The organism is Mycobacterium sp. FW102-FHT13B02 (genome assembly GCF_058790275.1).
The window spans coordinates 109,659-132,012 of record NZ_JBYTCM010000017.1 but is presented as its reverse complement, the minus strand read 5'-3'; the positions used below and the strand labels follow the sequence as shown (position 1 = coordinate 132,012).

Below are 22,354 nucleotides of genomic sequence, written 5' to 3'. Positions count from 1 at the left end.
ACCCCCCCCCCCCCCCCCCCCCCCCCCCCCCCCCCCCCCCCCCCCCCCCCCCGGTTCTGCAGATGAGGTTTCGGTGTCTTGTCGGCACTGGCTCCGTCGAGCATCTCGTGGGCGAAGTTCTTGACAGTTACAGCCTGCGGATGCGGTGCCCAACGGACTTAAGTCACCAATACATCGGGACCTACGGCGCTAAGGTGATCCTGGCCGTCGTTCCTACGATTAGCCATGAGTACGCTAATCAAGATCACGGCGGGCGCCGCGGTCGCCGCCGCCGGGCTGGGCAGCCTTCTGGCAGCCGCCCCAGCACAGGCTGACGCACAGCAGGACCAAAACTTCTATTGGTTGTTAACCCGCCCAGACGGAGACAACCTGACGATAACGAATTTCCCATTGGTGCGGGCACAAGGCATCGCCGCATGCCAGCGTCAGGATGCCGGAGAGCCGCCATACCAAGCACTCAAGGACCTGCAGTACCCCCGAGGGCCATACACATTCGATATCGCCAACTCGATTACCTCGGCGGCAGAAGCCGTCTACTGCCCTTGGCATATCGGCCCTGCCGGCGAGAGTGACTGGGTCAATACTTCGGCTCCGGTGAACCCGCGGCCCACCTATCCCCCGATCGCGTGGTACCCGCCCGGGTACAGCCCGGCGCCTGTCGACTCGGCCGCGCCCACGGATTGGGGACCGATGGTCGTGGTAAATCATAAAATCGGGACGGACGCCAACCGCTCCTGATTCCAGTCGAACTGGAGCCGCTATCCACGCCCCGGCGCCGCGTTGACCAGCAGCAAGTTGGACGTCACCCAGTGGGTGACCGTGTTCGCGGTGGCACCCAGCACCCGGGCCATACCCGCCATACCGCGATTGCCGATCGCCAGGAGGTTCTGGTCTGCGGCCGCGAGCGCGTCGGCCGGATCACCCAAAAGCACCCGTCTATCCAGGGAGTCGACATATTTCAATTGGCGTGCAACGTTATTCAGGGTCTCCTCGCCCACAAACGGGCCGCCGACGCGATTTGTCAGTTCAGAACTGCCTGTCCGAACCAATGGCAAAGCAGCAATGCGACCTCGACCTCGATGCGGTCATCGACAATCGGCGTGCCGCGGCGACTGATCGCACGGTTCACCCGGTACTTGATCGAATTCGAATGCAGGTGCATTTCATCGGCGGCGGCCTTGAAACTCGACCCTGTCCGCAGAAATACTCGCAACGTCTCGCGCAACCGCTCATCGCTCTCGGTGTCACTCGCCAGCGGACCCAGGATTTCGGCCACCCAAGCGCCGACCGACCCGACGTTGTCGCCGAGCAGCGTCGCGACGGGTAGCCCCGGATCGCTCGCCGCGGTGACGCGACGCTCGACAGCTCCCGACACCACCGCCACGGCGCGGCCGTCCACCGCTTGTTGGTGCGAACGGCGGAAGCCCTCGATACCCGGCAACGGATTGCCCATGGCGATCCACGGTGAATCCTGTTGCGCCGCTGCGACTTCACGGATTCGGTTGGCCGCGTCCTCGGCGCCGCGCGCCGACAGCGGCAGCCACACCCAAGCGGTGAGGTAGTCGACCGAGAGGAACAGCGGCGGCTCATGTGTGCCCAGGGACGTGGCCAGGTGGTTGGCGAAACGTTCCATGCGCACCAGTTCGTCGCCGCCGGTGTCGTCCGGATACCACAGCGCCAACGCCAGGTGCACGCGCCGCAGCGGGTATCGGATGTCCTCGGTCAGCTCATCGACGTCACCGCCGGCCGCGGCGAGGATGGCGCGAACGCGTTGGCCCCGCATACTGTTTCGGCTTTCCACCCACCGGTCGTACTCCCGTTGGTACGTGTTGAGAACCTGCTGCGAGATCCAGTCGATGTAGCCGAACGAGACCGTCTGGAAGTACTTGAAAACGTCGAGACTGACCCGGGGGTCCAGGTCCGACGCCGCGATCTCGTCGAGCACGAAGTTCAGCACTTCCTGGTGCCCCAACCGGTAGGCGCGGACGACGGCATTTGCGGAGACGCCCCGCTGCGCCATGCGGCGCGCGTGTTCGAGCGATTCCGTCGGCGGCACGACGTCCTCGATCGGGATGCGGTGACGAATCGAGGCGAAGACGGTGTCGACATTCGCCGCGACGGTGTGCGCCTGTAATTCGAGGAGCTGCGCATCCTCACTGAGCTCGGAGATCTCGGTCAGCAGGATTTTCTGGATCGACTGCATCATGTCGTTCAACTTGCCGTCGAGGGCGCCGATGATCTCCGCTGCGCGTGCGACGACGGCACTCTCGTCGACGCGTCGTTCAAGCATGAAATGACCGTAGGTCACGAAGCGCCGAAGTTGCTGCAAATCGGGCTTTGTCGCCGCGGGACAACGACTCCCTGCAAACACCTCGATACTTGGTCGCCCAGAGACGTCGATCCGGACCGCCATGGCGAATAGCTTTCGCAGCAGCTGACCAGCAAGGAGGCAATCGTGACCACCGCAAACGTAACCGATGCGTACCTCGCCGGTGTTGTTCGCCAGTACACGTCGGTTCCCGTCCGGCGGTCGCGATGAGTAACGCCGCCTACCGGGAAGCCGAGGTCGACCTCGAGGTACGCCGGCGCGAGCAGTCCGCAGACGGTGTCGTCACGCTGACTCTCGCCGATCCCTCCGGCACCGACCTGCCCGAGTGGACCCCCGGCGCTCACATCGACCTGGTCCTGACGCCCTCGCTGACCCGGCAATACTCCCTGTGCGGCAGCACCGCCAGCAGGAGCGAATGGCAGGTCGGCATCCTGCTCGACCCCAACAGCCGCGGGGGCTCGCGGTACGTCCACGACAAGCTGCACGAAGGAACCACAATCCGCGTGCGCGGCCCGCGCAACCACTTCGCGCTCGTGAACTCGCCGCGCTACCAGTTCGTCGCGGGCGGTATCGGCATCACGCCGATGCTGCCGATGATCGAAGCCGCCGAGGCCACCGGTGCCGACTGGCAGCTGATCTACGGCGGCGGCTCCCGCTCGTCGATGGCATACCTGGATGCGCTGGAACGCTTCGGCGACCGCGTGACCATCTGTGCGCGCGACGAGCAGGGCGACGCGTTCCGGACCAAGCTGGCGGCGGTGCTGGCCGCGCCGCAGGCGAACACGCTGGTCTACTGCTGCGGCCCCGAGGGTCTGCTGGACACGGTCGAGAAGGGCTGCGTAGCCTGGCCCGGCGGCAGCCTGCACCTCGAGCGGTTCTCGGCCAAGATCGTCGAGGAACCGGCGGACGCGCTCGACACGTTCGAAGTGGAATGTCAGCGGTCCGGCATCACGCTGACCGTGCCGCTGGACAAGTCGATCTACGACGTCGCCGAAGAAGCCGGTCTCGACGTGCTGGGGTCGTGCATGGAAGGCGTCTGCGGCACCTGTGAATGCGAAATCATCGCAGGCCTCGGCGATCACCGCGACTCCGTGCTCAACGACTCGGAGAAGGCGGAGAACAACTCCATCATGATCTGCGTCTCGCGCTCCCGGTCGGAAACGCTGGTGCTCGACCTATGAGAACCAACTACCCGTTGAATTGCTGGTACGTGGCTGCGCTCAGCGATGAGGTCGGCGAAGGACTGCTGGCCCGCCGCCTACTCGGCAAGCACGTGGTGATGTACCGGCGCACGTCCGGTGAAGTGGTGGCGCTGGAGGACCTCTGCGTGCATCGCGCCTATCCCCTGTCGGAGGGCCGGCTCGACGGCGATCGGCTGATCTGTGGCTACCACGGCTTCAGCTACGGGCCCGATGGTTGTCTGACCGACGTGCCGTCACAGGAGAACGTCCCACCCGGTGCCCGGGTGCCGGCGTACCCGATCGTCGAGACCGCGCCGTTCGTCTGGATCTGGCTCGGCGAGCCGCGGGCCGCCGCCCTGCGTCCGCCGCCCCGGGTGCCGTGGTACGTAGACGGTTCGGGCTGGACCAGTACCACCGAGGTACTGCGGGTCGACGCGAACTACCTTCTGCTGCACGAGCATTACCTCGATCTGACCGACGTCTTCGTCACGCACCCGGAGGTCGTGCCGCCGGACATTCAGCAGCTGCCGCCGCTGGGCGAGGTCGAGATCTCCGAACGCTCGGTGGCCTACACCCGCCAGACTCCCCCGAGCCGCCTCGCCCCGTGGGAATCGGCAATCACCGGCTTACCGGAGGAGACGGTGGCCACCCGGCGCGAAGAGGGGACATTCGTGTCGCCGGCCCTGCACACGCAGCACTATGCCATCGAGGGCGAAGACGGAAAAACGCACGAGCTCTTGCGAATTCATGGCTTCACGCCGGAATCGCCCGGCGCGACGCATGTCTTCCTGCAGATGGCCCGCAACTACGACAGCGCCGAGGACACCATCACCGAGTACCTACGCATCATGTTCCACGAGTGGGCCGTCCGCGATGCGGCGCTGCTGGAGACGATCCAACGCCGGCTAGACGAGCCCGGCGCCCGCCGGCGCGACATCAACGTCAAAGCCGATCGGGCCGCGATCCGGGCACGGCGTATCGCCATGGACATGGTCGACGACGAAACCAGCCGTTTCACCGCCAATTGAGGAGAAGTACATGTCCAACACCGACTATGACGTGATCGTCGTCGGATCCGGATTCGGGGGCAGCGTCACCGCATTGCGGTTGACCGAGAAGGGCTACCGCGTAGGCGTGCTGGAAGCCGGACGCCGGTTCAGCGACGACCAGTTCCCGAAAACCAGTTGGGACGTCCGGAAATTCGTGTGGGCACCCAAGCTCGGCTGCTTCGGCGTGCAACGCATCCACATGCTGCGCGACGTCGTCATCCTGGCCGGAGCCGGTGTCGGGGGCGGGTCGCTGAACTACGCCAACACCCTTTACAAACCGCCGGCGACGTTCTTCAACGACCCGCAGTGGGCCCACATCACCGACTGGTCCGACGAGCTGTCGCCCTTCTACGACCAGGCCCGGCGCATGCTCGGGGTGGTGATCAACCCGAGCATGACCCCGGCCGACGAGATCATGAAGGCGGTCGCCGAGGACATGGGTGTGGGTGACACGTTCGTCCAGACACCGGTCGGGGTGTTCTTCGGCGAGCCCGGCAAGACCGTCCGCGATCCGTTCTTCGGCGGCGTCGGGCCCGACCGCACCGGATGCATCGAATGCGGCAGCTGTATGACGGGCTGTCGCTACGGCGCCAAGAACACACTGTTGAAGAACTACCTCGGCCTGGCCGAGAATGCCGGCGCCACAGTACATCCGCTGACGACGGTCGACTCCGTGCGGCAGAGTCCGAGCGGGATCTGGGAAATCGACACCGTCCGCACCGGCCGGACCCTGCGCAAGAACCGGCACACCTTCACGGCGCGGCACGTCGTCCTGGCGGCCGGCACCTGGGGCACCCAGAACCTGCTGCACAAGATGAAGGACAGCGGCACCCTGCCCCAGCTGTCGGATCGGCTCGGCGTGCTCACCCGCACCAACTCCGAGTCGATCGTCGGCGCAATGAAGTACCAGGTCGACCCGGCGCTGGACCTGACCCGCGGGGTCGCCATCACGTCGTCGTTCCATCCGACCGGCGACACCCACATCGAGTCCGTCCGTTACGGCAAGGGCTCCAACGCGATGGGCCTGCTACAGACGCTGATGACCGACGGCGGCGGCCGATGGCCGCGCTGGCTGAAGTTCCTGGGGCTGGCGGCGGCGCATCCGCGCGCCCTGTTGCGGGTGTTGTCGGTCGGCAATTGGAGTGAGCGCACGGTGATTTCACTGGTTATGCAGAACCTGGACAACTCGATCACCACGTTTACCAAGCGCGGACTGCGAGGACGGCACCTGTCGAGCAAGCAGGGACACGGCCAGCCCAATCCGACCTGGATCCCGGCCGGCAACGACGCCACCCGCCGGGTCGCCGAGAAGATCGACGGCGTGACGGCCGGCACCTGGGGCGAGCTGTTCAACATCCCGCTGACCGCGCACTTCCTCGGTGGTTGCGCCATCGGCTCGGACGCCGCGCATGCGGTGATCGACCCCTACCACCGGGTCTACGGCTACCCCACCTTGAGCGTCGTCGACGGGTCCGCGGTTTCGGCCAACCTCGGCGTGAACCCCTCGCTGACCATCACCGCCCAGGCCGAGCGTGCGGCAGCGATGTGGCCCAACAAGGGCGAGGACGACCGCCGCCCCGGGCAGGGACAGCCCTACCGTCGGGTGGATGCTGTCGCGCCGGTCAAACCGGTTGTGCCGGAAGGCGCTCCGGGGGCGTTGCGGCTGCCGCTCATCCCGCTCGCACCCACCGCGACCGACGCTTAGCGTCGTCCTACAGCGTGATGTTCAGGTGGTCGGACACGTTGCCGACCATCTGAACGTCCACGATGCGCTCGGTGAAGTACCAGCCGGCATCGTCCCGCGCGAACGTATCGGCGTAGCGACCCACCACGATGGGTTGCAGCGGCACCGTATCGGTCTGCTGCACAACGCAGAACGTCGACCGCGCGTAGGCGGTATCGCCGTCGAGTTCGACGATCGGGTTGAGCACCAGATGCCGGGTGCGCGGCGTGTTTCCATGATCGGGAAAACGACGAGTCGACTTGGCGAACAGCGCAGCAACGGCCTCGGCGCCGGTGACCCCCATGAAGTTGCCACGCCCCAACAGCTCTCCGACGCCGTGGAAGTCGCCCGCGTCGATCAACTCGGCATACCGGTACAGCAGCTCGGTGATCGCCAGCTTGTCTGTCACGTCGGAAGTCATCCGCGATCCGCCTCCGGCTCCTCGCTGCCCGCGCTCACGCGATCTGTCCCTTCACCACGGGCAGACCCGGATCGCTCGGCACGTCGAGCGGTGACGGTTTGGCGCCCGCCGCAATCAAGTGCGCGGCGAACGAGGCGATCATGGCCCCGTTGTCGGTGCACAGCCGGGGCCGCGGCACCCGAAGCGTCAAACCAGCTTCGGCACAACGTTCTTCGGCGAGCTCCCGCAGTCGCGAATTGGCCGCCACTCCTCCGGCGATCAGCAGCGTCGACACCCCGAGATCGGAGGCCGCACGAACAGCCTTGCGGGTCAACACATCCGCGACGGCTTCCTGGAACCCGGCCGCTACATCGGCATGCGAAGCGTCCGGGTGCTTCTCCATATGCCGGGCAACCGCGGTCTTGAGCCCGGAAAAGCTGAAGGCGTACGGGTCATCTCGCGGCCCCGTCATGCCGCGCGGGAACACGATGGCACCCCGGTCACCCTGGCGGGCCAACTCGTCGAGCACCCGGCCACCGGGATAACCCAGCCCGAGCAACCTTGCCACCTTGTCGTACGCCTCGCCGGCCGCGTCGTCGACGGTGCTGCCGAGTTCTTCGATCGGCTCACCGAGGGACCGGACGTGCAGCAGATGCGTGTGGCCACCTGACACCAGCAGACCGACGCTCTCCGGCAGCGGGCCGTGGTCGTACACGTCGGCGGCCAGATGCCCACCGAGGTGGTTGACGCCGTAGAACGGCACGCCCCACGCCGCCGAATACGCCTTGGCCGCAGCCACACCCACCAACAATGCCCCAGCCAGACCGGGTCCGATGGTCGCCGCCACGACGTCGGGCCGCTCGATGCCTGCGGTCGCCAATGCCCGGCGCATGGTGGGCCCCAACGACTCCAGGTGCGCGCGCGAGGCGATCTCGGGCACCACGCCTCCGTAGCGGGTATGTTCGTCGACGCTGGAGGCGACCTCGTCGGCCAGCAAAGAAACGTGCGCCGACCCGTCCTCGTCGACGCGTAGTTCGCAGATGCCGACTCCTGTTTCGTCGCAGGAACTTTCGATTGCCAAGATAATCGTCATGGGGCTGAATTGCTCCTCACGTCCGCGTCGCCTGATTCGCTGCTCACATCCGCGTCCCGCCGCATGGTGTACGCGTCCGCACCACTGATCCGGTAATACCGTTTGCGCACACCCATTTTCACGAATCCGACGCTTTCGTACAGCCCGATCGCCGGTGCGTTGTCGGTGCGCACCTCCAGGAACACGGTGCCGCCGTCGGCAATGGCCAACAGCCGGTCCAGCAGCTCCCGGCCGATGCCCTGGCCCTGATACGCCGGTTCGACGCCGATGGTGTGCACCTCGTACTCGAACGGCGGTTTGCGACCCAACCGGCTGATGCCGGCATAACCCACCAGCAGCTTGTCGTCGCGCGCCGCGACATAGTGGTTGTGGTCCGAGTCGAGCTCACGAATGAAGGCGGCTGCCGGCCACGGGTCATCGCCCGGAAACAGGATCGCTTCGAGTTCGCCGCACCGGTCGGCGTCACCGACGGTCAGCGACCCGTATTCAATGGTCACGAGAGACCCCGCTCGGCAAGAGTTTTCGCGTCGGGACGGCGCAGGTACAGCGGTACCAGCGCGGCGGGCGGCTGGTCCCAGTCGGCGGCGGTCACGAGCCCGGCCACCGTCGGGTACTCCACCGCCAGCACGGGCAACGAGAAGAGCGCAGCCTGCGCGGCCGGACCGGCAACCGAACCCGCACCCGGCGCGACGTCAGCCGCGGCACTGACGGCCGGTCCGTCGACCCGCACACCGTCGCGGTACCGCGCCCAGTACACCTCACGGCGACGGGCATCGGTGACCACCAACAACTCTCCTGGCGTCTCGGGCGCGATCGCGTCGAGGCTGCACACTCCGTACACCGGGATGCCGAGCGCATGACCATAGGCGGCAGCGGTGGCCATCCCAACCCGCAGTCCGGTGAACGGGCCCGGCCCGCAGCCGACCACGACCGCACTGAGGTCGGCGAACGTGATACCCGCATCGGCAACGGCGGCAACCACATTGGGCGTCAGCTGCTCGGCGTGCGCGCGGGCGTCGACGGTGATCCGTGCGGCGAGCACTTCGACGCCTGCGGCGGTGCGCCGGGCGATCCCTGCGGTCACCGCCGGGGTCGCGGTGTCGATGGCGAGAATCATGAACGGCTCCAAAGCCAGACAGCGGTACGGGTGTCGTCGTCGGCGCGCTCCAACCGGATATCGAGATGGCTGGCCGACAGGCGCTCGGCCAGGCCCTCGCCCCACTCGACGACCACCACGGCGTCATCGAGATCGGTATCGAGGTCGAGCGAGTCCAGTTCTCCGAGCAGGTCGGTGCTGCCCGAGTCGAGCAGCCGGTACATGTCGACGTGGACCATCGCGGGCTGCCCGGCGCGACGGGCGGGGTGCACCCGGGCCAGCACGTAGGACGGTGACGTCACCGCTCCATCGACCTCCATACCTTGCGCAATGCCCTTGGCCAGCATTGTCTTTCCGGCACCGAGAGGACCAGTGAGCACCACGACGTCACCGACCCGAAGTTCAGCGCCGAAGCGGGCGCCGAGGGCCATGGTGTCCGCCTCGGTCGGCAGGTGCTCGGTGCCGTGCGAATCATCCATTGCGCTTGGCCTTTCCACGCAGATGCCGGGTGAGCGCCACCAATCGCGACGGGGTGGCGTGTTCGACGAAACGCTCCAGCGCTTCGTTGATCAGTTCGGGTTGCTCCATGTGCACCATGTGGCCGGCGCCTTCGACGATCACCAGTTCGGACTTCGGCAGCTGCCGCATCATCGCCTCGGACTTGGCCGGCGGGGTCAGTAAATCCTGGTCGCCGCAGGCAATCAGGGTGGGCACCTGCTGCAGCACCGGCAGCGCGCCGGCCTCGTCGTGGGTTTCCAGTGCATGCAGGAACTCCACGGTGGTGCGCATCGAGGTGTCGTGCATCATCTTCTCGACATACCGCACCACCGAGGGACTGACGGCATCATCACCGAAGGACGCGGCCTTGAGCACCGGCCCGATGACGGCCTTGGCCGCACCCCGGCCCGCGCTGACCGCCCCGGGCGCGAACCGCACGGCGACCTTGGCTGCCTCCAGCGCCGGATTCTGCAGCACCTCACCGAGCGGCGAGCGGGTAACCCCTTGTGCCGCAGAGGCGATGAGCGCTACGCCGCACACCCGTGCCGGATAGTTCCGCGGGAACTGGCGGGCGTGGGACAGCACCGTCATACCGCCCATCGAGTGGCCGACCAGCACGACGGGACCGCGCGGAGCCATCACCCGCATCACCGATTCGAGGTCCTGCCCCAGCTGCGGCACGGTGTACGAGTGGACCGGCCCGGCTGATGACCGGCCGTGACCGCGCTGGTCGTAGAACACCATGCGGACCTGATCACCCCACCGTTCGGCGAGGCGGGCCCGCTGAAAATGGAACGAGCCCATGCTATTACAGAAGCCGTGTGCGAAGAGCACCGTCAACCGGGCGTTCTTCGGACCGACCTCACGCACCGCCAGCGGCACGCCGTCGGTGGCGGCCACGACGCAGCCGCGGTCCGCGTCGAGCGTGGTGAAATCTTCACCGGCGTAAGGATCTTCGCCACTGCGGCGGCGCAGCGAGCGAACCACACCGATTCCGGCGACCGACCCCACGGCAGTGAGACCGGCCATGCCCGCCAGCCACCGGGCATTCTTGTTGTCGCCCATGGACGTCAGCCTGTCGACTCACGATAAGTCCGGGCGATCCGGCCGCGTGGACTGGTGACGACCTCGTAGTTGATGGTGCCCAGCAGTTCGGCCCAATCCTGGGCTGTCGGCTCGCCAGAGGCCGCCGAGCCGAATAGCACCGCCTCGTCCCCCACCGCCACGCCGGCGCCGCCGGGCCCCAGGTCAATGACGAACTGGTCCATACAGATTCGCCCGACGTTGCGGTACCGGGCACCGTTGATGCTGACGTCGATGCGTCCGCTCAGGCCCCGGAACACCCCGTCGGCGTAACCGAGCGGGATCAGCCCGACGGTGGTGTCCCGGTCGGCGATCCACATGTGCCCGTACGACACCCCGTCGCCGGCCTTGATCGAGCGCACCGCGGAGACGGGACATTTCAGCGTCATGACGGGCCGCAGGCCGAAATCGCCGAGCGCGGGAATGGGCGTCTGCCCATAGATCGCGATACCGGGACGCACCATGTCGAAGTGCAAATCGGGCCGGGTCAGGGTCGCGGGCGAGTTGGCCAGGTGCGCCACCTCGAAGCGCACCCCCGCGGCGAGCGCCTGTTCCCGGGCGGTGGTGAGCCGGGCGGCCTGGGTGTCGTTCATCGGGTGTTGCGGATCGTCACCGCACACGAGGTGGCTCATGATGCCGCGCGGGTGCACCGCCCCGTCGGCGGTAGCCCGGGCGAGGGCGGTGAGCAGTGCCGGGTACTCGTCGGGGGTGACGCCGTTACGACTGAGGCCGGTATCGACCTTGACGGTGACGGTGGCGGGCGCGCCGCTGCGGCGCACCGCGTCGAGCACGTCGTCGAACTGCCGCACCGAGGACACCGCCACCTGCACGTCGGCGGCCAGGGCCGGAGCGAAGTCGGTGCCGGGCAGGTTCAGCCAGGACAGCACCGGCGCCGTGATGCCGGCCTGTCGCAGTGCCAGCGCTTCGCTGATGTTGGTGACACCCAACTCGGCGGCACCGGCCGCCAGCGCGGCCCGGGCGACCTGCGGTGCACCGTGTCCGTAACCGTCGGCCTTGACCACTGCCATCACCGCGGCGCTGCCCGCATGTTCCCGCAGAAGCCGCACGTTGTGGGTGACGGCACCCAGATCGACCAGCGCTTCCGCGGTCGGTCCGGGCGTGGGGGAATCGGGGTTCTGGGTCATGTCGCCACAATTCTCCCAGACGCCCGCCGGTCCGCGTCGAGCGTGAGCTTGTGCACGACAATTTGGGGGGGCTGCTCGAGCACAAGCTCAGGTTGGCGGCTAGTGCGCGAAGGGCTGCACGTCGTCGAACTGGCCTTTGGGTTTGAGCTCATCGAGGCTGTTCAGGACGGTGAGCAGGTCGTCCCGCAACGCGCGGGCCAGGTCAGCCGAGAAGCCTTCGCGCACCACCACGCGCAAAACTGCGATGTCCGTCGCACCCTCGGGCATCGTGTAGGCCGGTACCTGCCAGCCGTACGCCCGCAAGGCGTGTGACACGTCGAACTCGGTGTACGGCCGCCTGCCCTTGAGCCGGCAGGCGATCACCGGGATGGCCGAGCCGTCGCTGATCACCTCGAAGTGCTCGCTCTTGCGCAACTCGTCACCGATCCAGCGGGCCGTGTCCGACAGGCAGTGCATGATCTGCGTGTACCCGGCCCGGCCGAGGCGCAGGAAGTTGTAGTACTGGCCCACCACCTGGTTGCCCGGCCGGGAGAAGTTCAGCGTGAAGGTCGGCATGTCGCCGCCCAGGTAGTTGACCCGGAAGACGAGGTCCTCGGGCAGGTGTTCCCCGCTGCGCCAGACCACGAACCCGATGCCGGGATACGTCAGCCCGTACTTGTGCCCACTGACGTTGATCGACACCACCCGCGGGAGCCGGAAGTCCCACTCCAGATGCGGGTGCAGGAACGGCACCACGAAGCCCCCGCTGGCGGCGTCGACATGCACGGGGACGTCCAGCCCGCCGTCGGCGGCGAGCTGGTCCAGCGCCGCGCAGATCTCGGCGATGGGTTCCAGCTCACCGGTGAACGTGGTGCCCAGGATGCCCACGACGCCGATGGTGTCCTCGTCGACGTTGGCGAGCACCTGTTCGGGGGTGATGACGTAGCGGTCCTCAGCCATCGGCAGGTACCGCGGCTCGACATCGAAGTAGCGGCAGAATTTCTCCCACACCACCTGGACGTTGGAGCCCATGATCAGGTTGGGTGTCCGGCCCTTCCAGTCCCCGACCTTTTCGCGCCACCGCCATTTGAGGGCGAGGCCCGCCAGCATCACAGCCTCGCTGGAACCGATCGTGGACACCCCGCAGGCAGACGCCGGATCGTCGTAGCGTAGGTCGTCGGCGTGGAACAGGTCGGCGACCATGGATACCGTCCGGGCCTCGATGGCCGCGGTGGCCGGGTATTCGTCCTTGTCGATCATGTTCTTGTCGAACGTCTCAGCCATCAGCTTCTCGGCCTCGGGGTCCATCCATGTGGTGACGAACGTGGCGAGGTTCAGGCGGGAGCTGCCGTCGAGCATCAACTCGTCGTGGATGAAGCGGTAGGCGGCCTGCGGGTCCATCGGATCATCGGGTAGGCGCAGCGACGGCACCGGCGCGGTGGAGAGTCTGCCGGTGTAGGCGGGGCTCATGACCGATGCGCGAATATGCTTGTGCGACACAAATATTCCCTTTCTAGAGCGATGCGATGGCGGCCCGGACATGGGCCAAGATGCGGTGCGCTGATGTGGGCGCGGGACGAGGGCCGGGATCGGCCGCGGCCAGGCCCGCGGCCCGGGCATGCACGAAGGCCGCCATCGCAGCAGCCTCACCGGGTGCGATGCCGGACGCCAGCAGGGCGCCGACGATGCCGGACAGCACGTCTCCGGATCCCGCTGTGGCAGCCCAGGATTGGCCGGCCGGGTTGAGGAATGTCGGGCCTTCCGGGTCGGCGATGACGGTGATGTTGCCCTTCAGCAGCACAGTGGCACCAAGGCGTTCGGCCAGCCCGCGGGCAGCACCGACCCGGTCGGGACCCGGCGGATGTCCTGCGAGCCGGGCGAATTCACCGGCATGTGGGGTCAGCACGGTGGGCGCCGTCCGGTCGGCGACGAGGTCGAGATCGGCGGCCAACAAAGTGAGTGCGTCGGCGTCGACGATCACGGGAAGATCGGTAGCCAGCGCGAAGCGCATCGCCTCCTCGCCCGCGGCGTCGGTGCCCAGTCCGGGGCCGACCACCCAGGCCTGAACCCGGCCGGCAGCCGCCGCGTCCGACGCCGCAATGACTTCCGGCCAGTGCGTCACCACTTCGGCGTGCGCGGTACCCGCGTAGCGGACCATGCCGGACGTGGCGGCAACGGCCGCACCGGTGCTCAGGATCGCCGCGCCCGGATACGTCGCCGACCCGGCGAGCACGCCCTTGACGCCCTGGGTGTACTTGTCGTCGGTCGCTCGCGGCACCGGCCAACGGACGCGCACGTCGCGTGCTTCGAATCCGAGGAACGTGGGCTCAGGAAGTTCGAGGCCGATGTCGATCAGTTGGACGCGGCCGCAGTCGGCCAGCCCGTGGACGGGTTTGAGCCCACCGAAGGTCACCGTCAGCGCGGCCTGCACGTGCGGGCCGTCGGCGGCACCGGTCTGCACGTCGACACCGCTGGGGAGATCGACGGCGACGACGGGTGCGGTGTTGGCGCCGAAGACAGCGGCGGCACCCGGCCGCAGCGGTCCGGTGGCCCCGATGCCGACAACGCCGTCGATAACCAAATCCGTTGTCGACGGGATATTTCCGACGATGCGCCCACCGCTCTTCCGAAACGCGGCCAGCGCTTTCACATGCGTGTGGTCCGGATTGAGCAGCACCGCTGTTGCACCGACCCCGCGCCGGCGCAGGAAGGTGGCCGCCCACAATGCGTCGCCGCCGTTGTCCCCCGAGCCGACGACAGCGCAGATCCGACGGCCCACCACCCCACCGGTGCGGGACTTGAGTTCGGCCGCGATCGCCGTCGCCAATCCATAGGCGGCCCGGCGCATCAGCACCCCATCGGGCAGGGATGCCAACAGCGGCGCTTCGGCCGCGCGAATCTGCTCGGCGGTGTAGTAGTGCCGCATAGCTCCGAAGGTTACGCAAAACCTTCCGCCCGGGTTTGGCTAGTGCGTCAATTCGACTCACCGGCCCCTGGCGCACATGAGCTCATGTGCGAAGAATCGGCAGAAGTCCGCACCCGAGCTCACGTTCGGCGCGGATACCATCCCGCCATGGGCGATCGGCGGGTACATGGCCGCCGTCGGCGGCCGAGGCTCAGACGAGCACCGCGCCGGGCTCCACCGTCACCTTGATGGCCTCGCCGTTCTGGACGATGCCGAACGCGTCGAGAACCTCGTCGAGGGCGATGTGCCGGGTGATCAAGTCCTTCACCGGTACCTGGCCGGTCGAGATGTAGTGCAGCGCACGCTTGTTGTGCTCGGGCGCAGACCCGTTGGCGCCGTGGATGTGCAGCTGCCGGTAATGCACCACGTTGGAATCGCAGGTGATCGTCGGATTGGTCTTGGGTAGGCCGCCGAAGAACGAGATACGGCCGTTTCGCGCGGCCATCGCGATGGCCTGCTCCTGGGTGATGTTGGCGGCCGTCGCGGTGATCACCACGTCGGCGCCACGCCCACCCGTCAGTTCCCGAACCCGTGCCACCACATCGGTATCGGCCGCGTTGATCACCTCATCGGGGTGCACCGCATCGGCGGACATCTTCAACCGGGCGTCGTTGACGTCGACGAGGTACACCGGCCCGCAGTTGTGCACCCCGCGCGCGATGCGGATATGCATGCACCCGATGGGGCCGGCACCGAATACGACGACGGTGTCGCCCGGCTCGATGCCGAGCAGATCCTGGGCGTTGATGGCGCAGGCGAACGGTTCCGCCGCCGACGCCTCGTCGTAGCCGACATTGTCCGGAATGCGGTTCAGCCCATCGACTTTGAGTACTTGCCGGGGCACGATCATGTACTCGGCGAATCCGCCGTCGTACTGGTAACCCATGGACGTCTGGTTCTGGCATACCGCCATCCAGCCCTTGGCACATTCGTAGCACTCACCGCACGGCACGGCGGCGATCACCTGCACCCGGTCGCCCGGCGCCCAGTCGGCGCCGTATGTGGGGTTCACCTCGGCCCCGACCTCGACGATGTCGCCGGCGATCTCGTGCCCGATGGTCCGCGGTGGCGTCAGGTTCTGGTGCCCGTTGTGCAGGATTTTCACATCGGTGCCGCAGGTCGAACAGTTGCGCACCCGGATCTTGATCTCGTCGGGACCGCACACAGGTTCGGGCACATCTTCGAGCCGGACGTCCTCTGGTGCGTAGTAGCGCAGGGCTTTCATGGCGTTCCTTCCGGTTCTCCGGCCTGGCCGGCGGGTGTGTCGTGGTTCACGCTGCGGCCACTGTAACCACTATTCGGGCATAAATACAAACTTTTTTCTGCCCACTTTTGACCATTTGCTTGCACCCATGACCATTTGTGGGCTTTACTCGTAGCACACGGTGATGTGACGGGCATCACCTTCACGGTGATCAGGCGGAGGTCCAGCACAGTGACGGCAACGACGGAAACACAGCGGCGCGTCAGTCTGCGCGTGCGGGTACAGCAACTCGGCACCGCGCTGTCGAACATGGTGATGCCGAACATCGGTGCCTTCATCGCGTGGGGCCTGATCACCGCACTGTTCATCAAGACCGGCTGGCTGCCCAGCCTCTTTCACACCCTGCAGGCCCCGGACGGCTGGGTGGCCCATATCGGCGGCTGGGGAGCCTACGAGAAGGGCGGCATCGTCGGGCCGATGATCACCTACCTGCTGCCGATCCTCATCGGATCCACCGGCGGCCGGATGGTGTACGGAACCCGCGGAGCCGTCGTCGGCGCCATCACCACCATGGGCGTGGTTGCCGGATCCGATGTTCCGATGTTCATGGGCGCAATGATCATGGGGCCCTTGGGTGGTTGGGTCATGAAGAAGCTGGATGCGTTGTGGGACGGCAAGATCCGCCCCGGCTTCGAGATGCTGGTGAATAATTTCTCGGCCGGGATCGCGGGCCTGGTGCTGGCCGTCGTCGGGTTCTTCGGTGTCGGCCCAGTGGTGTCGGCCTTCACGCGCGGCGCCGGCCACGTTGTCGACCTCCTCGTCGGGCACGACCTGCTGCCGCTGACCTCGATCTTCATCGAACCCGCCAAGGTGCTCTTCCTCAACAACGCCATCAACCATGGCGTACTCACTCCGCTGGGCACCACCCAGGCGCTCGCCACCGGCAAATCCGTCCTGTTCCTGCTGGAGGCCAACCCCGGCCCCGGCCTGGGAATCCTGTTGGCGTTCATGGTGTTCGGCCGCGGCGCCGCCAAAGCATCGGCGCCGGGCGCCGCAATCATCCAGTTCCTCGGCGGCATTCACGAGATCTACTTCCCGTACGTGCTGATGAAGCCGAAGCTGATCGCCGCCACCATCCTCGGCGGAATGACGGGCATCTTCATCAACGTGCTGTTCGGCTCCGGCCTGCGCGCTCCCGCCGCACCCGGTTCGATCATCGCCGTCTACGCCCAGACCGCGACCGGCAGTTTCCTCGGCGTCACGCTGTCGGTGCTCGGGGCGGCAACCGTCTCGTTCGCCGTAGCCGCCGTGCTGCTCAAGACCGACCGCGCCACCGATGAGCCCGATCTGGCCGCCGCCACAGCCGAAATGGAGGCGCTGAAGGGGAAGCGGTCCAGTGTCGCAACAGCGCTGACCGGCGGCTCTGCGACCGCTCCCATCGCCAACATCGCGTTCGCCTGCGATGCCGGCATGGGTTCTTCCGCGATGGGAGCCTCGGTGCTACGCAAGAAGATCCGCGACGCCGGATTCACTGGTGTGACGGTGGTCAATCAGGCCATCTCCAATCTCACCGATACCTACGGACTGGTTGTCACCCATCGCGATCTCACCGAGCGCGCCCGGCAGAAGACCCCGTCGGCGATCCACGTCTCGGTCGACGACTTCATGAACTCGCCCCGCTACGACGAAATCCTCGAACTGCTCGGACGCACCAATGACGCCCCTGGGCGCTCGGGCGAATCCGCCACCACCGCCGGGGCCGCCGCTGCTGATGCTCGGCCCGACGATGTGCTGTCGCTCGGCTCGATTGTGTTGACCGGCTCCGCCACCACCGCCGAGGCCGCCATCACCGAGGCCGGCAACCTGTTGGTCTCCGCACAAGCCGTCGACGTCTCCTATGTCGACGCGATGCACGAGCGGGAGAAGTCGGTATCGACGTACATGGGCAACGGCCTGGCGATACCGCACGGCACCAACGATGCCAAGAGCGCGATCCGCCATTCCGGGATCTCGTTCGTCCGCTATCCCGAACCCATCGATTGGAACGGCAAGCCCGCCGAGTTCGTGGTGGGCATCGCCGGTGCCGGCAAGGACCACATGGCCCTTCTCACCCGGATCGCTCAGGTGTTCCTGAACAAGGACGAGGTGGAGCGGTTGCGCCGGGCCAGCACCGCCGAGGAGGTCCGGGCGATGCTGAGCGAAACCCGGTAGCCGGCGACCGCAAGAATGTCATCCGTGGATTCAGACAGCCGTCAGCGCCGCATCGTCGAGTTCGCCCGCACCCGCGGGCGGGTCGAGGTGCTGTCCCTGGCCGAAGAACTGAACGTGGCGTCGGAGACCATCCGCCGCGATCTGAAGGTGCTGGCCGGGCGACGCATGCTCAAACGGGTTCACGGCGGAGCTGTACCGCTGGAGACAGCAGCATTCGAATCGACGGTGGAGTACCGCAGCCAGGTCGACCTGGCCCAAAAACACCGGGTTGCGGCCGCAGCCGCAGATCTGCTCCACGGAGCTGAAACCGTTTATCTGGATGAGGGTTTCACTCCGCGACTGATCGCCGAGCGGCTGGCGGACCAGGAGCTCACAGTGGTGACGTCGTCGCTTCTGGCCGCCGAAGCGCTCGCCCACAGCGAGACCGTGACGGTGTTCTTGCTCGGCGGACGAATGCGCGGACGCACCCTGGCTACGGTCGACAACTGGGCGGTGGAGCGATTGCGCAGCCTGGTCATCGACGTCGCCTACCTCGGCACCAACGGCATTACGCCCGAACAAGGACTGACCACCCCGGATCCTGCTGTGGCCGCGGTCAAGCAGACGGCGGTGTCGGTCGCGATGCGCCGTGTCCTGGTGGCCGCCCACTCCAAATTCGGTGTCACCAGCTTCTGCCGGTTCGCCGATGTAGGCGATTTCGAAACCATCGTGACCGGCACCGAGTTGCCCGCCGCCGAGGCCGCCCGGTACGAAGCTCTGGGACCGTCGCTGGTGCGCGCCTGAGCATCGCAACCGAGCCGCTCCCCCGCGGAGTCTTCAGCCTCTCGGGTCGCCGGCATCTGGTGTATACGCCTGCCTGTCAACGTGATAGCGCTACACACCTTCTGGCCGGCTTCCACAATGCGCTCGAATGTGGCGTCGACGACCTCGGTACCACCGGCGAGCGCATCGTCAGGCCACCGTATGGACGCGGTCGGCGACTGGACGGCCGCACCGAGCCTGTGGCCTCCACCAAGATCGCCCGAACTGTCACCGTTGTCCTGATGCAGAACTGTCACCGATGTCCTGAGACATAACACGCGCGGCCGCCAGATTCGCCCTTGTTATTCGAACACCTGTTCGATAGCATGTGTTATGGGAATCGCACCAGATCTCCAACCCCTTCTCGACCACCTGCGCGGCTTGGTCATCCCCGACGAGACGACCATGGACGACGCCGTCGAAGCGATGCAGTGCGCATTGAAGCTGAAGCACGTGGCGGAGCACCTGGCGGCGATGCTGACCGGGGTGCTGAACCGCTGCGGGGTAGCCGCCGCGCAGGGGCGGACGCAACGGGAACTGCTGATCTCACTGGGGTGTGCACCGGCGGTGGCCGAGCGGCTGGTGCGGGTAGGTGGCGCCTTGCCGCTGTTGCCGACGCTGACGGCGCATGCCGCGGACGGGGCGATCTCCGGTGAGCATGTGGACGCGATCGTCAAGGGCATCAACCACATTCGGGCTCGCTCACCCGGCCCCGTGGACGAGGAGGCCCGGTTCGCGCAGGTGACCGACCTGTTGGGTCAGTTCTTCTCCGGAGCCACCCCGGCGCAGATCGCGGACCGCGCCCGGCGACTGGGCAACCGCCACGCCGCCTCTGAGGGTGGGCTGCCGGCGGCGGAGGACCGGTCAGTCAACACGGTCGATCACCGAGTCACCAGTGACGGGCGGTTGCAGGTGCGCGCGGATCTGGATGCCGAAGTCGGTGCCAAGCTCGTCGCGGCGATGGAGCAGTATTCGGCGCCGCGGCCCGAGCCCGACGGCAGCCCGGATGCGCGCTCGGCGGGACGGCGCCGCGCTGACGCCCTGGAGGCGGTGCTGGACATCGCGGCCCGCGGCGGGGACATCGCCTCGGCGCCGCGCACCCAGCTGCTGCTGACAGTGCCCGCCGACACCCCGGACCTGGCCCAGCTGGAGTTCATGGGATCGATCAGCATGGCGACGCTGGACCGGCTGACCTGCGACACCACCGTCACCACGGTGATCGTGGACGGCGAACAGGTACCACTGGACATGGGGCGGGACAAACGGCTGTTCCCGGCACCGCTGCGCAAAGCGTTGTATCTGCGCGATCAATGCTGCATCAAATGCGGCGCCTCACCTGGGCGTACCCATGCCCACCACATCGTGCACTGGACCCACCACGGCGAAACATCACTGAGCAACGGATGCCTGTTGTGCCCGGGCTGTCATGCCAATGTCCATCACGACGGCTGGGACGTCGTCATGGGCCTGGACAAACACCCCTGGCTCATCCCACCGGTGACCGTGGACCCACACCGGAAGCCCATCCCGGCCTACAACCGCCGCACCATGCGACTGGACGTAGCTGCGTAGCGCAGAGTCTCGAATCTATTGCGCACCTTGACAATTCAACAGTGACAGCGCATCACGGGCGTGCTGCTTGGGCGGCGGAGCTGAAGCAGCACGCCCGCGATGCCGGTGCCGATACCGATGCCGATTCGGCGACCTACTCGACGGTGACGGACTTCGCCAGGTTGCGGGGCTTGTCCACGTCATACCCGCGCTCGCGAGCCACCGACGCCGCGAACACCTGCAGCGGGATGGTCGAGAGCAGCGGCTGGAACAGCGTCGAGGTCGACGGCAGCTCGAAGATGTAGTCCGCGTACGGGCGCACCGTCTCGTCGCCCTCCTCGGCGATGACGATGGTGACCGCGCCACGGGCCTGAATCTCGCGAATGTTGCTCAGCAACTTGGCATGCAGCATCGACGAGCCCTTGGGCGACGGCATCACCACGATCACGGGCAGATCGTCGTCGATCAGCGCGATGGGTCCGTGCTTGAGCTCACCTGCCGCGAAGCCCTCGGCGTGCATGTACGCCAATTCCTTGAGCTTGAGCGCACCCTCGAGGGCCACCGGATAGCCGACATGCCGACCGAGGAACAGGATGGTCGGCGACTGCGCGAACTGGCGACCCAGATCGGCGATCGGGTCCAGCCGTTCGAGCACCTGCTCAACCAACGCCGGCATGGACTCCAGCTCGCGGTACTCGCGGGCCACCTCATCGGGGTACTTGGTGCCGCGGGCCTGCGCCAGCGCCAGGCCGACCAGGTAGTTGGCGGCGACCTGCGCCAGGAAGGTCTTGGTGGCGGCGACGCCGATCTCCGGCCCGGCCCGGGTGTAGAGAACGGCGTCGGCCTCGCGCGGAATCTGCGAGCCGTTGGTGTTACAGATCGCCAGCACCTTGGCCTTCTGGCCCTTGGCGTGCCGGACGGCTTCCAAGGTGTCGGCGGTCTCGCCGGACTGTGAAATGGCGATCACCAGAGTGCTGCGGTCCAGCACGGGGTCGCGGTACCGGAACTCGCTGGCCAACTCGACCTCGACCGGCAGCCGGGTCCAGTGCTCGATGGCGTACTTGGCGAGCAGGCCGGAGTGGTACGCGGTGCCGCACGCGACGATGAAGACCTTGTCGACGTCGCGCAGCTCCTGATCCGACAGCCGCTGCTCGTCGAGCACGATCTTGCCGTCGACGAAGTGACCGAGCAGTGTGTCGGAGACCGCCGTGGGCTGCTCGGCGATCTCCTTGTACATGAAGTAGTCGTAGCCGCCCTTTTCGGCGGCCGACAGGTCCCAGTCGATATGAAAAGGACGAGCACGGTCGGAAGCGTCGTTGCCGTCGAAGTCCAGCACCTGGTAGCCGTCCGCGGTGATCACCACGGCCTGGTCTTGTCCGAGCTCGACGGCGTCTCGGGTGTGTTCGATGAACGCCGCGACGTCGGAGCCGATGAACATCTCGCCGTCGCCGACACCGACCACCAGCGGAGTGGACCGGCGGGCCGCGATGATGGTGCCCGGCTCGTCGGCGTTGGTGAACACCAGCGTGAAGTGGCCCTCCAGCCGGCGCAGCACCGCCAGCACCGATGCCACGAAGTCGCCGGCCGTCGGCCCGCTCCGGTAGGCCTGCGCCACCAGGTGGACGGCCACCTCGGAGTCGGTGTCGCTCTGGAACTCGACGCCGGCAGCTTCCAGCTCGGCGCGCAGTCCCGCGAAGTTCTCGATGATGCCGTTGTGGACCACCGCGAGCTTGCCACTGGCATCGCTGTGCGGATGCGCGTTGCGGTCGGTGGGACGGCCATGGGTCGCCCAGCGGGTGTGTCCCATGCCGGTGGTGCCGCCGAGGTCGGCGGCATCGGTCTCGGCCAGCGCCTCTTCCAGATTGGCGAGCCGACCCGCGCGCCGCCGGATGGTCAGACCCCCGTGGCCATCGGCCAGAGCGACGCCGGAGGAGTCGTAGCCGCGGTATTCCATCCGTCGCAGCGCGTCGACCACGATGTCACGGGCGGGGCGTTGCCCGACATAGCCGACGATTCCACACATGGTGATCCAGGGTAGTGCAGCCA

At 66.8% G+C, this 22,354-nt stretch carries 20 protein-coding genes; 7 read left to right on the top strand and 13 right to left on the bottom strand.

Annotated elements, in window-relative coordinates; all coding sequences use genetic code 11:
• Positions 1-225: 225 nt before the first annotated feature.
• Positions 226-738, top strand: a complete 513-nt coding sequence (locus tag AC3WTE_RS24160; RefSeq protein ID WP_492441569.1) for a DUF732 domain-containing protein — start codon at positions 226-228, stop codon at positions 736-738.
• A 20-nt stretch (positions 739-758) separates the two neighbouring features.
• Here the strand turns inward: AC3WTE_RS24160 and AC3WTE_RS24155 are convergent, their stop codons facing one another.
• A complete protein-coding gene (locus AC3WTE_RS24155; RefSeq protein WP_492441567.1) occupies positions 759-932 on the bottom strand; it encodes a hypothetical protein in 174 nt (57 codons plus the stop codon).
• Between the two features lie 89 nt (positions 933-1,021).
• A complete protein-coding gene (locus tag AC3WTE_RS24150) occupies positions 1,022-2,290 on the bottom strand; it encodes a PucR family transcriptional regulator (RefSeq protein WP_492441565.1) in 1,269 nt (422 codons plus the stop codon).
• A gap of 245 nt (positions 2,291-2,535) precedes the next feature.
• Here AC3WTE_RS24150 and AC3WTE_RS24145 point away from each other — a divergent pair, with 245 nt between their 5' ends.
• The 3 genes from AC3WTE_RS24145 to AC3WTE_RS24135 are packed head-to-tail and all read left to right on the top strand — an operon-like array spanning position 2,536 to position 6,264.
• Positions 2,536-3,510 (top strand): PDR/VanB family oxidoreductase, encoded by a 975-nt coding sequence (locus AC3WTE_RS24145; protein WP_492441564.1) that lies wholly within the window; start codon positions 2,536-2,538, stop codon positions 3,508-3,510.
• Entirely contained in the window at positions 3,507-4,538 is a 1,032-nt protein-coding gene (locus AC3WTE_RS24140) for a Rieske 2Fe-2S domain-containing protein (protein WP_492441563.1), read from the top strand. The genes AC3WTE_RS24145 and AC3WTE_RS24140 overlap by 4 nt, the downstream gene beginning before the upstream one ends.
• A gap of 10 nt (positions 4,539-4,548) precedes the next feature.
• On the top strand, positions 4,549-6,264 hold the full coding sequence (locus AC3WTE_RS24135; protein WP_492441562.1) for a GMC oxidoreductase: 1,716 nt from the start codon (positions 4,549-4,551) through the stop codon (positions 6,262-6,264).
• A 7-nt stretch (positions 6,265-6,271) separates the two neighbouring features.
• On the opposite strand, the gene AC3WTE_RS24130 is transcribed toward AC3WTE_RS24135, so the two are convergent.
• From AC3WTE_RS24130 to AC3WTE_RS24085, 10 genes are all read right to left on the bottom strand, one after another.
• Positions 6,272-6,703 (bottom strand): nuclear transport factor 2 family protein, encoded by a 432-nt coding sequence (locus AC3WTE_RS24130; RefSeq protein ID WP_492441561.1) that lies wholly within the window; start codon positions 6,701-6,703, stop codon positions 6,272-6,274.
• Positions 6,704-6,737: 34 nt separating this feature from the next.
• Positions 6,738-7,775, bottom strand: a complete 1,038-nt coding sequence (tsaD, locus tag AC3WTE_RS24125) for a tRNA (adenosine(37)-N6)-threonylcarbamoyltransferase complex transferase subunit TsaD (RefSeq protein WP_492441559.1) — start codon at positions 7,773-7,775, stop codon at positions 6,738-6,740.
• Entirely contained in the window at positions 7,772-8,272 is a 501-nt protein-coding gene (rimI, locus tag AC3WTE_RS24120; RefSeq protein WP_492441558.1) for a ribosomal protein S18-alanine N-acetyltransferase, read from the bottom strand. Before rimI ends, tsaD begins: the two co-directional genes overlap by 4 nt.
• Positions 8,269-8,892, bottom strand: coding sequence for a tRNA (adenosine(37)-N6)-threonylcarbamoyltransferase complex dimerization subunit type 1 TsaB (gene tsaB, locus AC3WTE_RS24115; RefSeq protein WP_492441557.1), 624 nt, complete (start codon positions 8,890-8,892; stop codon positions 8,269-8,271). Before tsaB ends, rimI begins: the two co-directional genes overlap by 4 nt.
• Positions 8,889-9,350: a tRNA (adenosine(37)-N6)-threonylcarbamoyltransferase complex ATPase subunit type 1 TsaE gene (gene tsaE / locus AC3WTE_RS24110; RefSeq protein WP_492441556.1), complete on the bottom strand. Its 462-nt coding sequence runs from the start codon at positions 9,348-9,350 to the stop codon at positions 8,889-8,891. The genes tsaB and tsaE overlap by 4 nt, the downstream gene beginning before the upstream one ends.
• A complete protein-coding gene (locus tag AC3WTE_RS24105) occupies positions 9,343-10,434 on the bottom strand; it encodes an alpha/beta fold hydrolase (protein WP_492441554.1) in 1,092 nt (363 codons plus the stop codon). Before AC3WTE_RS24105 ends, tsaE begins: the two co-directional genes overlap by 8 nt.
• A 5-nt stretch (positions 10,435-10,439) precedes the next feature.
• Complete coding sequence (gene alr / locus AC3WTE_RS24100; protein ID WP_492441552.1) at positions 10,440-11,597, bottom strand: alanine racemase; 1,158 nt, start codon at positions 11,595-11,597, stop codon at positions 10,440-10,442.
• A 99-nt stretch (positions 11,598-11,696) separates the two neighbouring features.
• Positions 11,697-13,046, bottom strand: a complete 1,350-nt coding sequence (gene gad / locus AC3WTE_RS24095; protein ID WP_492441588.1) for a glutamate decarboxylase — start codon at positions 13,044-13,046, stop codon at positions 11,697-11,699.
• A gap of 43 nt (positions 13,047-13,089) precedes the next feature.
• Positions 13,090-14,502, bottom strand: coding sequence for an NAD(P)H-hydrate dehydratase (locus AC3WTE_RS24090; RefSeq protein WP_492441550.1), 1,413 nt, complete (start codon positions 14,500-14,502; stop codon positions 13,090-13,092).
• Positions 14,503-14,692: 190 nt separating this feature from the next.
• Complete coding sequence (locus AC3WTE_RS24085) at positions 14,693-15,766, bottom strand: zinc-dependent dehydrogenase (protein WP_492441549.1); 1,074 nt, start codon at positions 15,764-15,766, stop codon at positions 14,693-14,695.
• A 288-nt stretch (positions 15,767-16,054) separates the two neighbouring features.
• Here AC3WTE_RS24085 and AC3WTE_RS24080 point away from each other — a divergent pair, with 288 nt between their 5' ends.
• The 3 genes from AC3WTE_RS24080 (at position 16,055) to AC3WTE_RS24070 (ending at position 20,329) form a co-directional block, all read left to right on the top strand.
• Positions 16,055-17,956, top strand: a complete 1,902-nt coding sequence (locus AC3WTE_RS24080) for a PTS mannitol transporter subunit IICBA (RefSeq protein ID WP_492441586.1) — start codon at positions 16,055-16,057, stop codon at positions 17,954-17,956.
• Between the two features lie 24 nt (positions 17,957-17,980).
• Positions 17,981-18,739 carry a DeoR/GlpR family DNA-binding transcription regulator gene (locus tag AC3WTE_RS24075; protein WP_492441547.1) on the top strand — a complete coding sequence of 253 codons (759 nt, stop codon included), beginning with the start codon at positions 17,981-17,983 and terminating at the stop codon, positions 18,737-18,739.
• Positions 18,740-19,090: 351 nt separating this feature from the next.
• Positions 19,091-20,329, top strand: coding sequence for an HNH endonuclease (locus tag AC3WTE_RS24070; RefSeq protein ID WP_492441545.1), 1,239 nt, complete (start codon positions 19,091-19,093; stop codon positions 20,327-20,329).
• A 133-nt stretch (positions 20,330-20,462) separates the two neighbouring features.
• Here AC3WTE_RS24070 and glmS read toward each other — a convergent pair whose 3' ends face one another.
• Positions 20,463-22,331 (bottom strand): glutamine--fructose-6-phosphate transaminase (isomerizing), encoded by a 1,869-nt coding sequence (gene glmS, locus AC3WTE_RS24065; protein ID WP_492441543.1) that lies wholly within the window; start codon positions 22,329-22,331, stop codon positions 20,463-20,465.
• Positions 22,332-22,354: the final 23 nt, after the last annotated feature.

Coding starts and splice junctions, on each gene's coding strand:
- AC3WTE_RS24160 (WP_492441569.1), top strand. CDS start 226: ATGAGTACGCTAATCAAGATCACGGCGGGCGCCGCGGTCGCCGCCGCC.
- AC3WTE_RS24150 (WP_492441565.1), bottom strand. CDS start 2,290: ATGCTTGAACGACGCGTCGACGAGAGTGCCGTCGTCGCACGCGCAGCG.
- AC3WTE_RS24145 (WP_492441564.1), top strand. CDS start 2,536: ATGAGTAACGCCGCCTACCGGGAAGCCGAGGTCGACCTCGAGGTACGC.
- AC3WTE_RS24140 (WP_492441563.1), top strand. CDS start 3,507: ATGAGAACCAACTACCCGTTGAATTGCTGGTACGTGGCTGCGCTCAGC.
- AC3WTE_RS24135 (WP_492441562.1), top strand. CDS start 4,549: ATGTCCAACACCGACTATGACGTGATCGTCGTCGGATCCGGATTCGGG.
- AC3WTE_RS24130 (WP_492441561.1), bottom strand. CDS start 6,703: ATGACTTCCGACGTGACAGACAAGCTGGCGATCACCGAGCTGCTGTAC.
- tsaD (WP_492441559.1), bottom strand. CDS start 7,775: ATGACGATTATCTTGGCAATCGAAAGTTCCTGCGACGAAACAGGAGTC.
- tsaB (WP_492441557.1), bottom strand. CDS start 8,892: ATGATTCTCGCCATCGACACCGCGACCCCGGCGGTGACCGCAGGGATC.
- tsaE (WP_492441556.1), bottom strand. CDS start 9,350: ATGGATGATTCGCACGGCACCGAGCACCTGCCGACCGAGGCGGACACC.
- AC3WTE_RS24105 (WP_492441554.1), bottom strand. CDS start 10,434: ATGGGCGACAACAAGAATGCCCGGTGGCTGGCGGGCATGGCCGGTCTC.
- alr (WP_492441552.1), bottom strand. CDS start 11,597: ATGACCCAGAACCCCGATTCCCCCACGCCCGGACCGACCGCGGAAGCG.
- gad (WP_492441588.1), bottom strand. CDS start 13,046: ATGAGCCCCGCCTACACCGGCAGACTCTCCACCGCGCCGGTGCCGTCG.
- AC3WTE_RS24090 (WP_492441550.1), bottom strand. CDS start 14,502: ATGCGGCACTACTACACCGCCGAGCAGATTCGCGCGGCCGAAGCGCCG.
- AC3WTE_RS24085 (WP_492441549.1), bottom strand. CDS start 15,766: ATGAAAGCCCTGCGCTACTACGCACCAGAGGACGTCCGGCTCGAAGAT.
- AC3WTE_RS24080 (WP_492441586.1), top strand. CDS start 16,055: ATGGTGATGCCGAACATCGGTGCCTTCATCGCGTGGGGCCTGATCACC.
- AC3WTE_RS24070 (WP_492441545.1), top strand. CDS start 19,091: ATGGGAATCGCACCAGATCTCCAACCCCTTCTCGACCACCTGCGCGGC.
- glmS (WP_492441543.1), bottom strand. CDS start 22,331: ATGTGTGGAATCGTCGGCTATGTCGGGCAACGCCCCGCCCGTGACATC.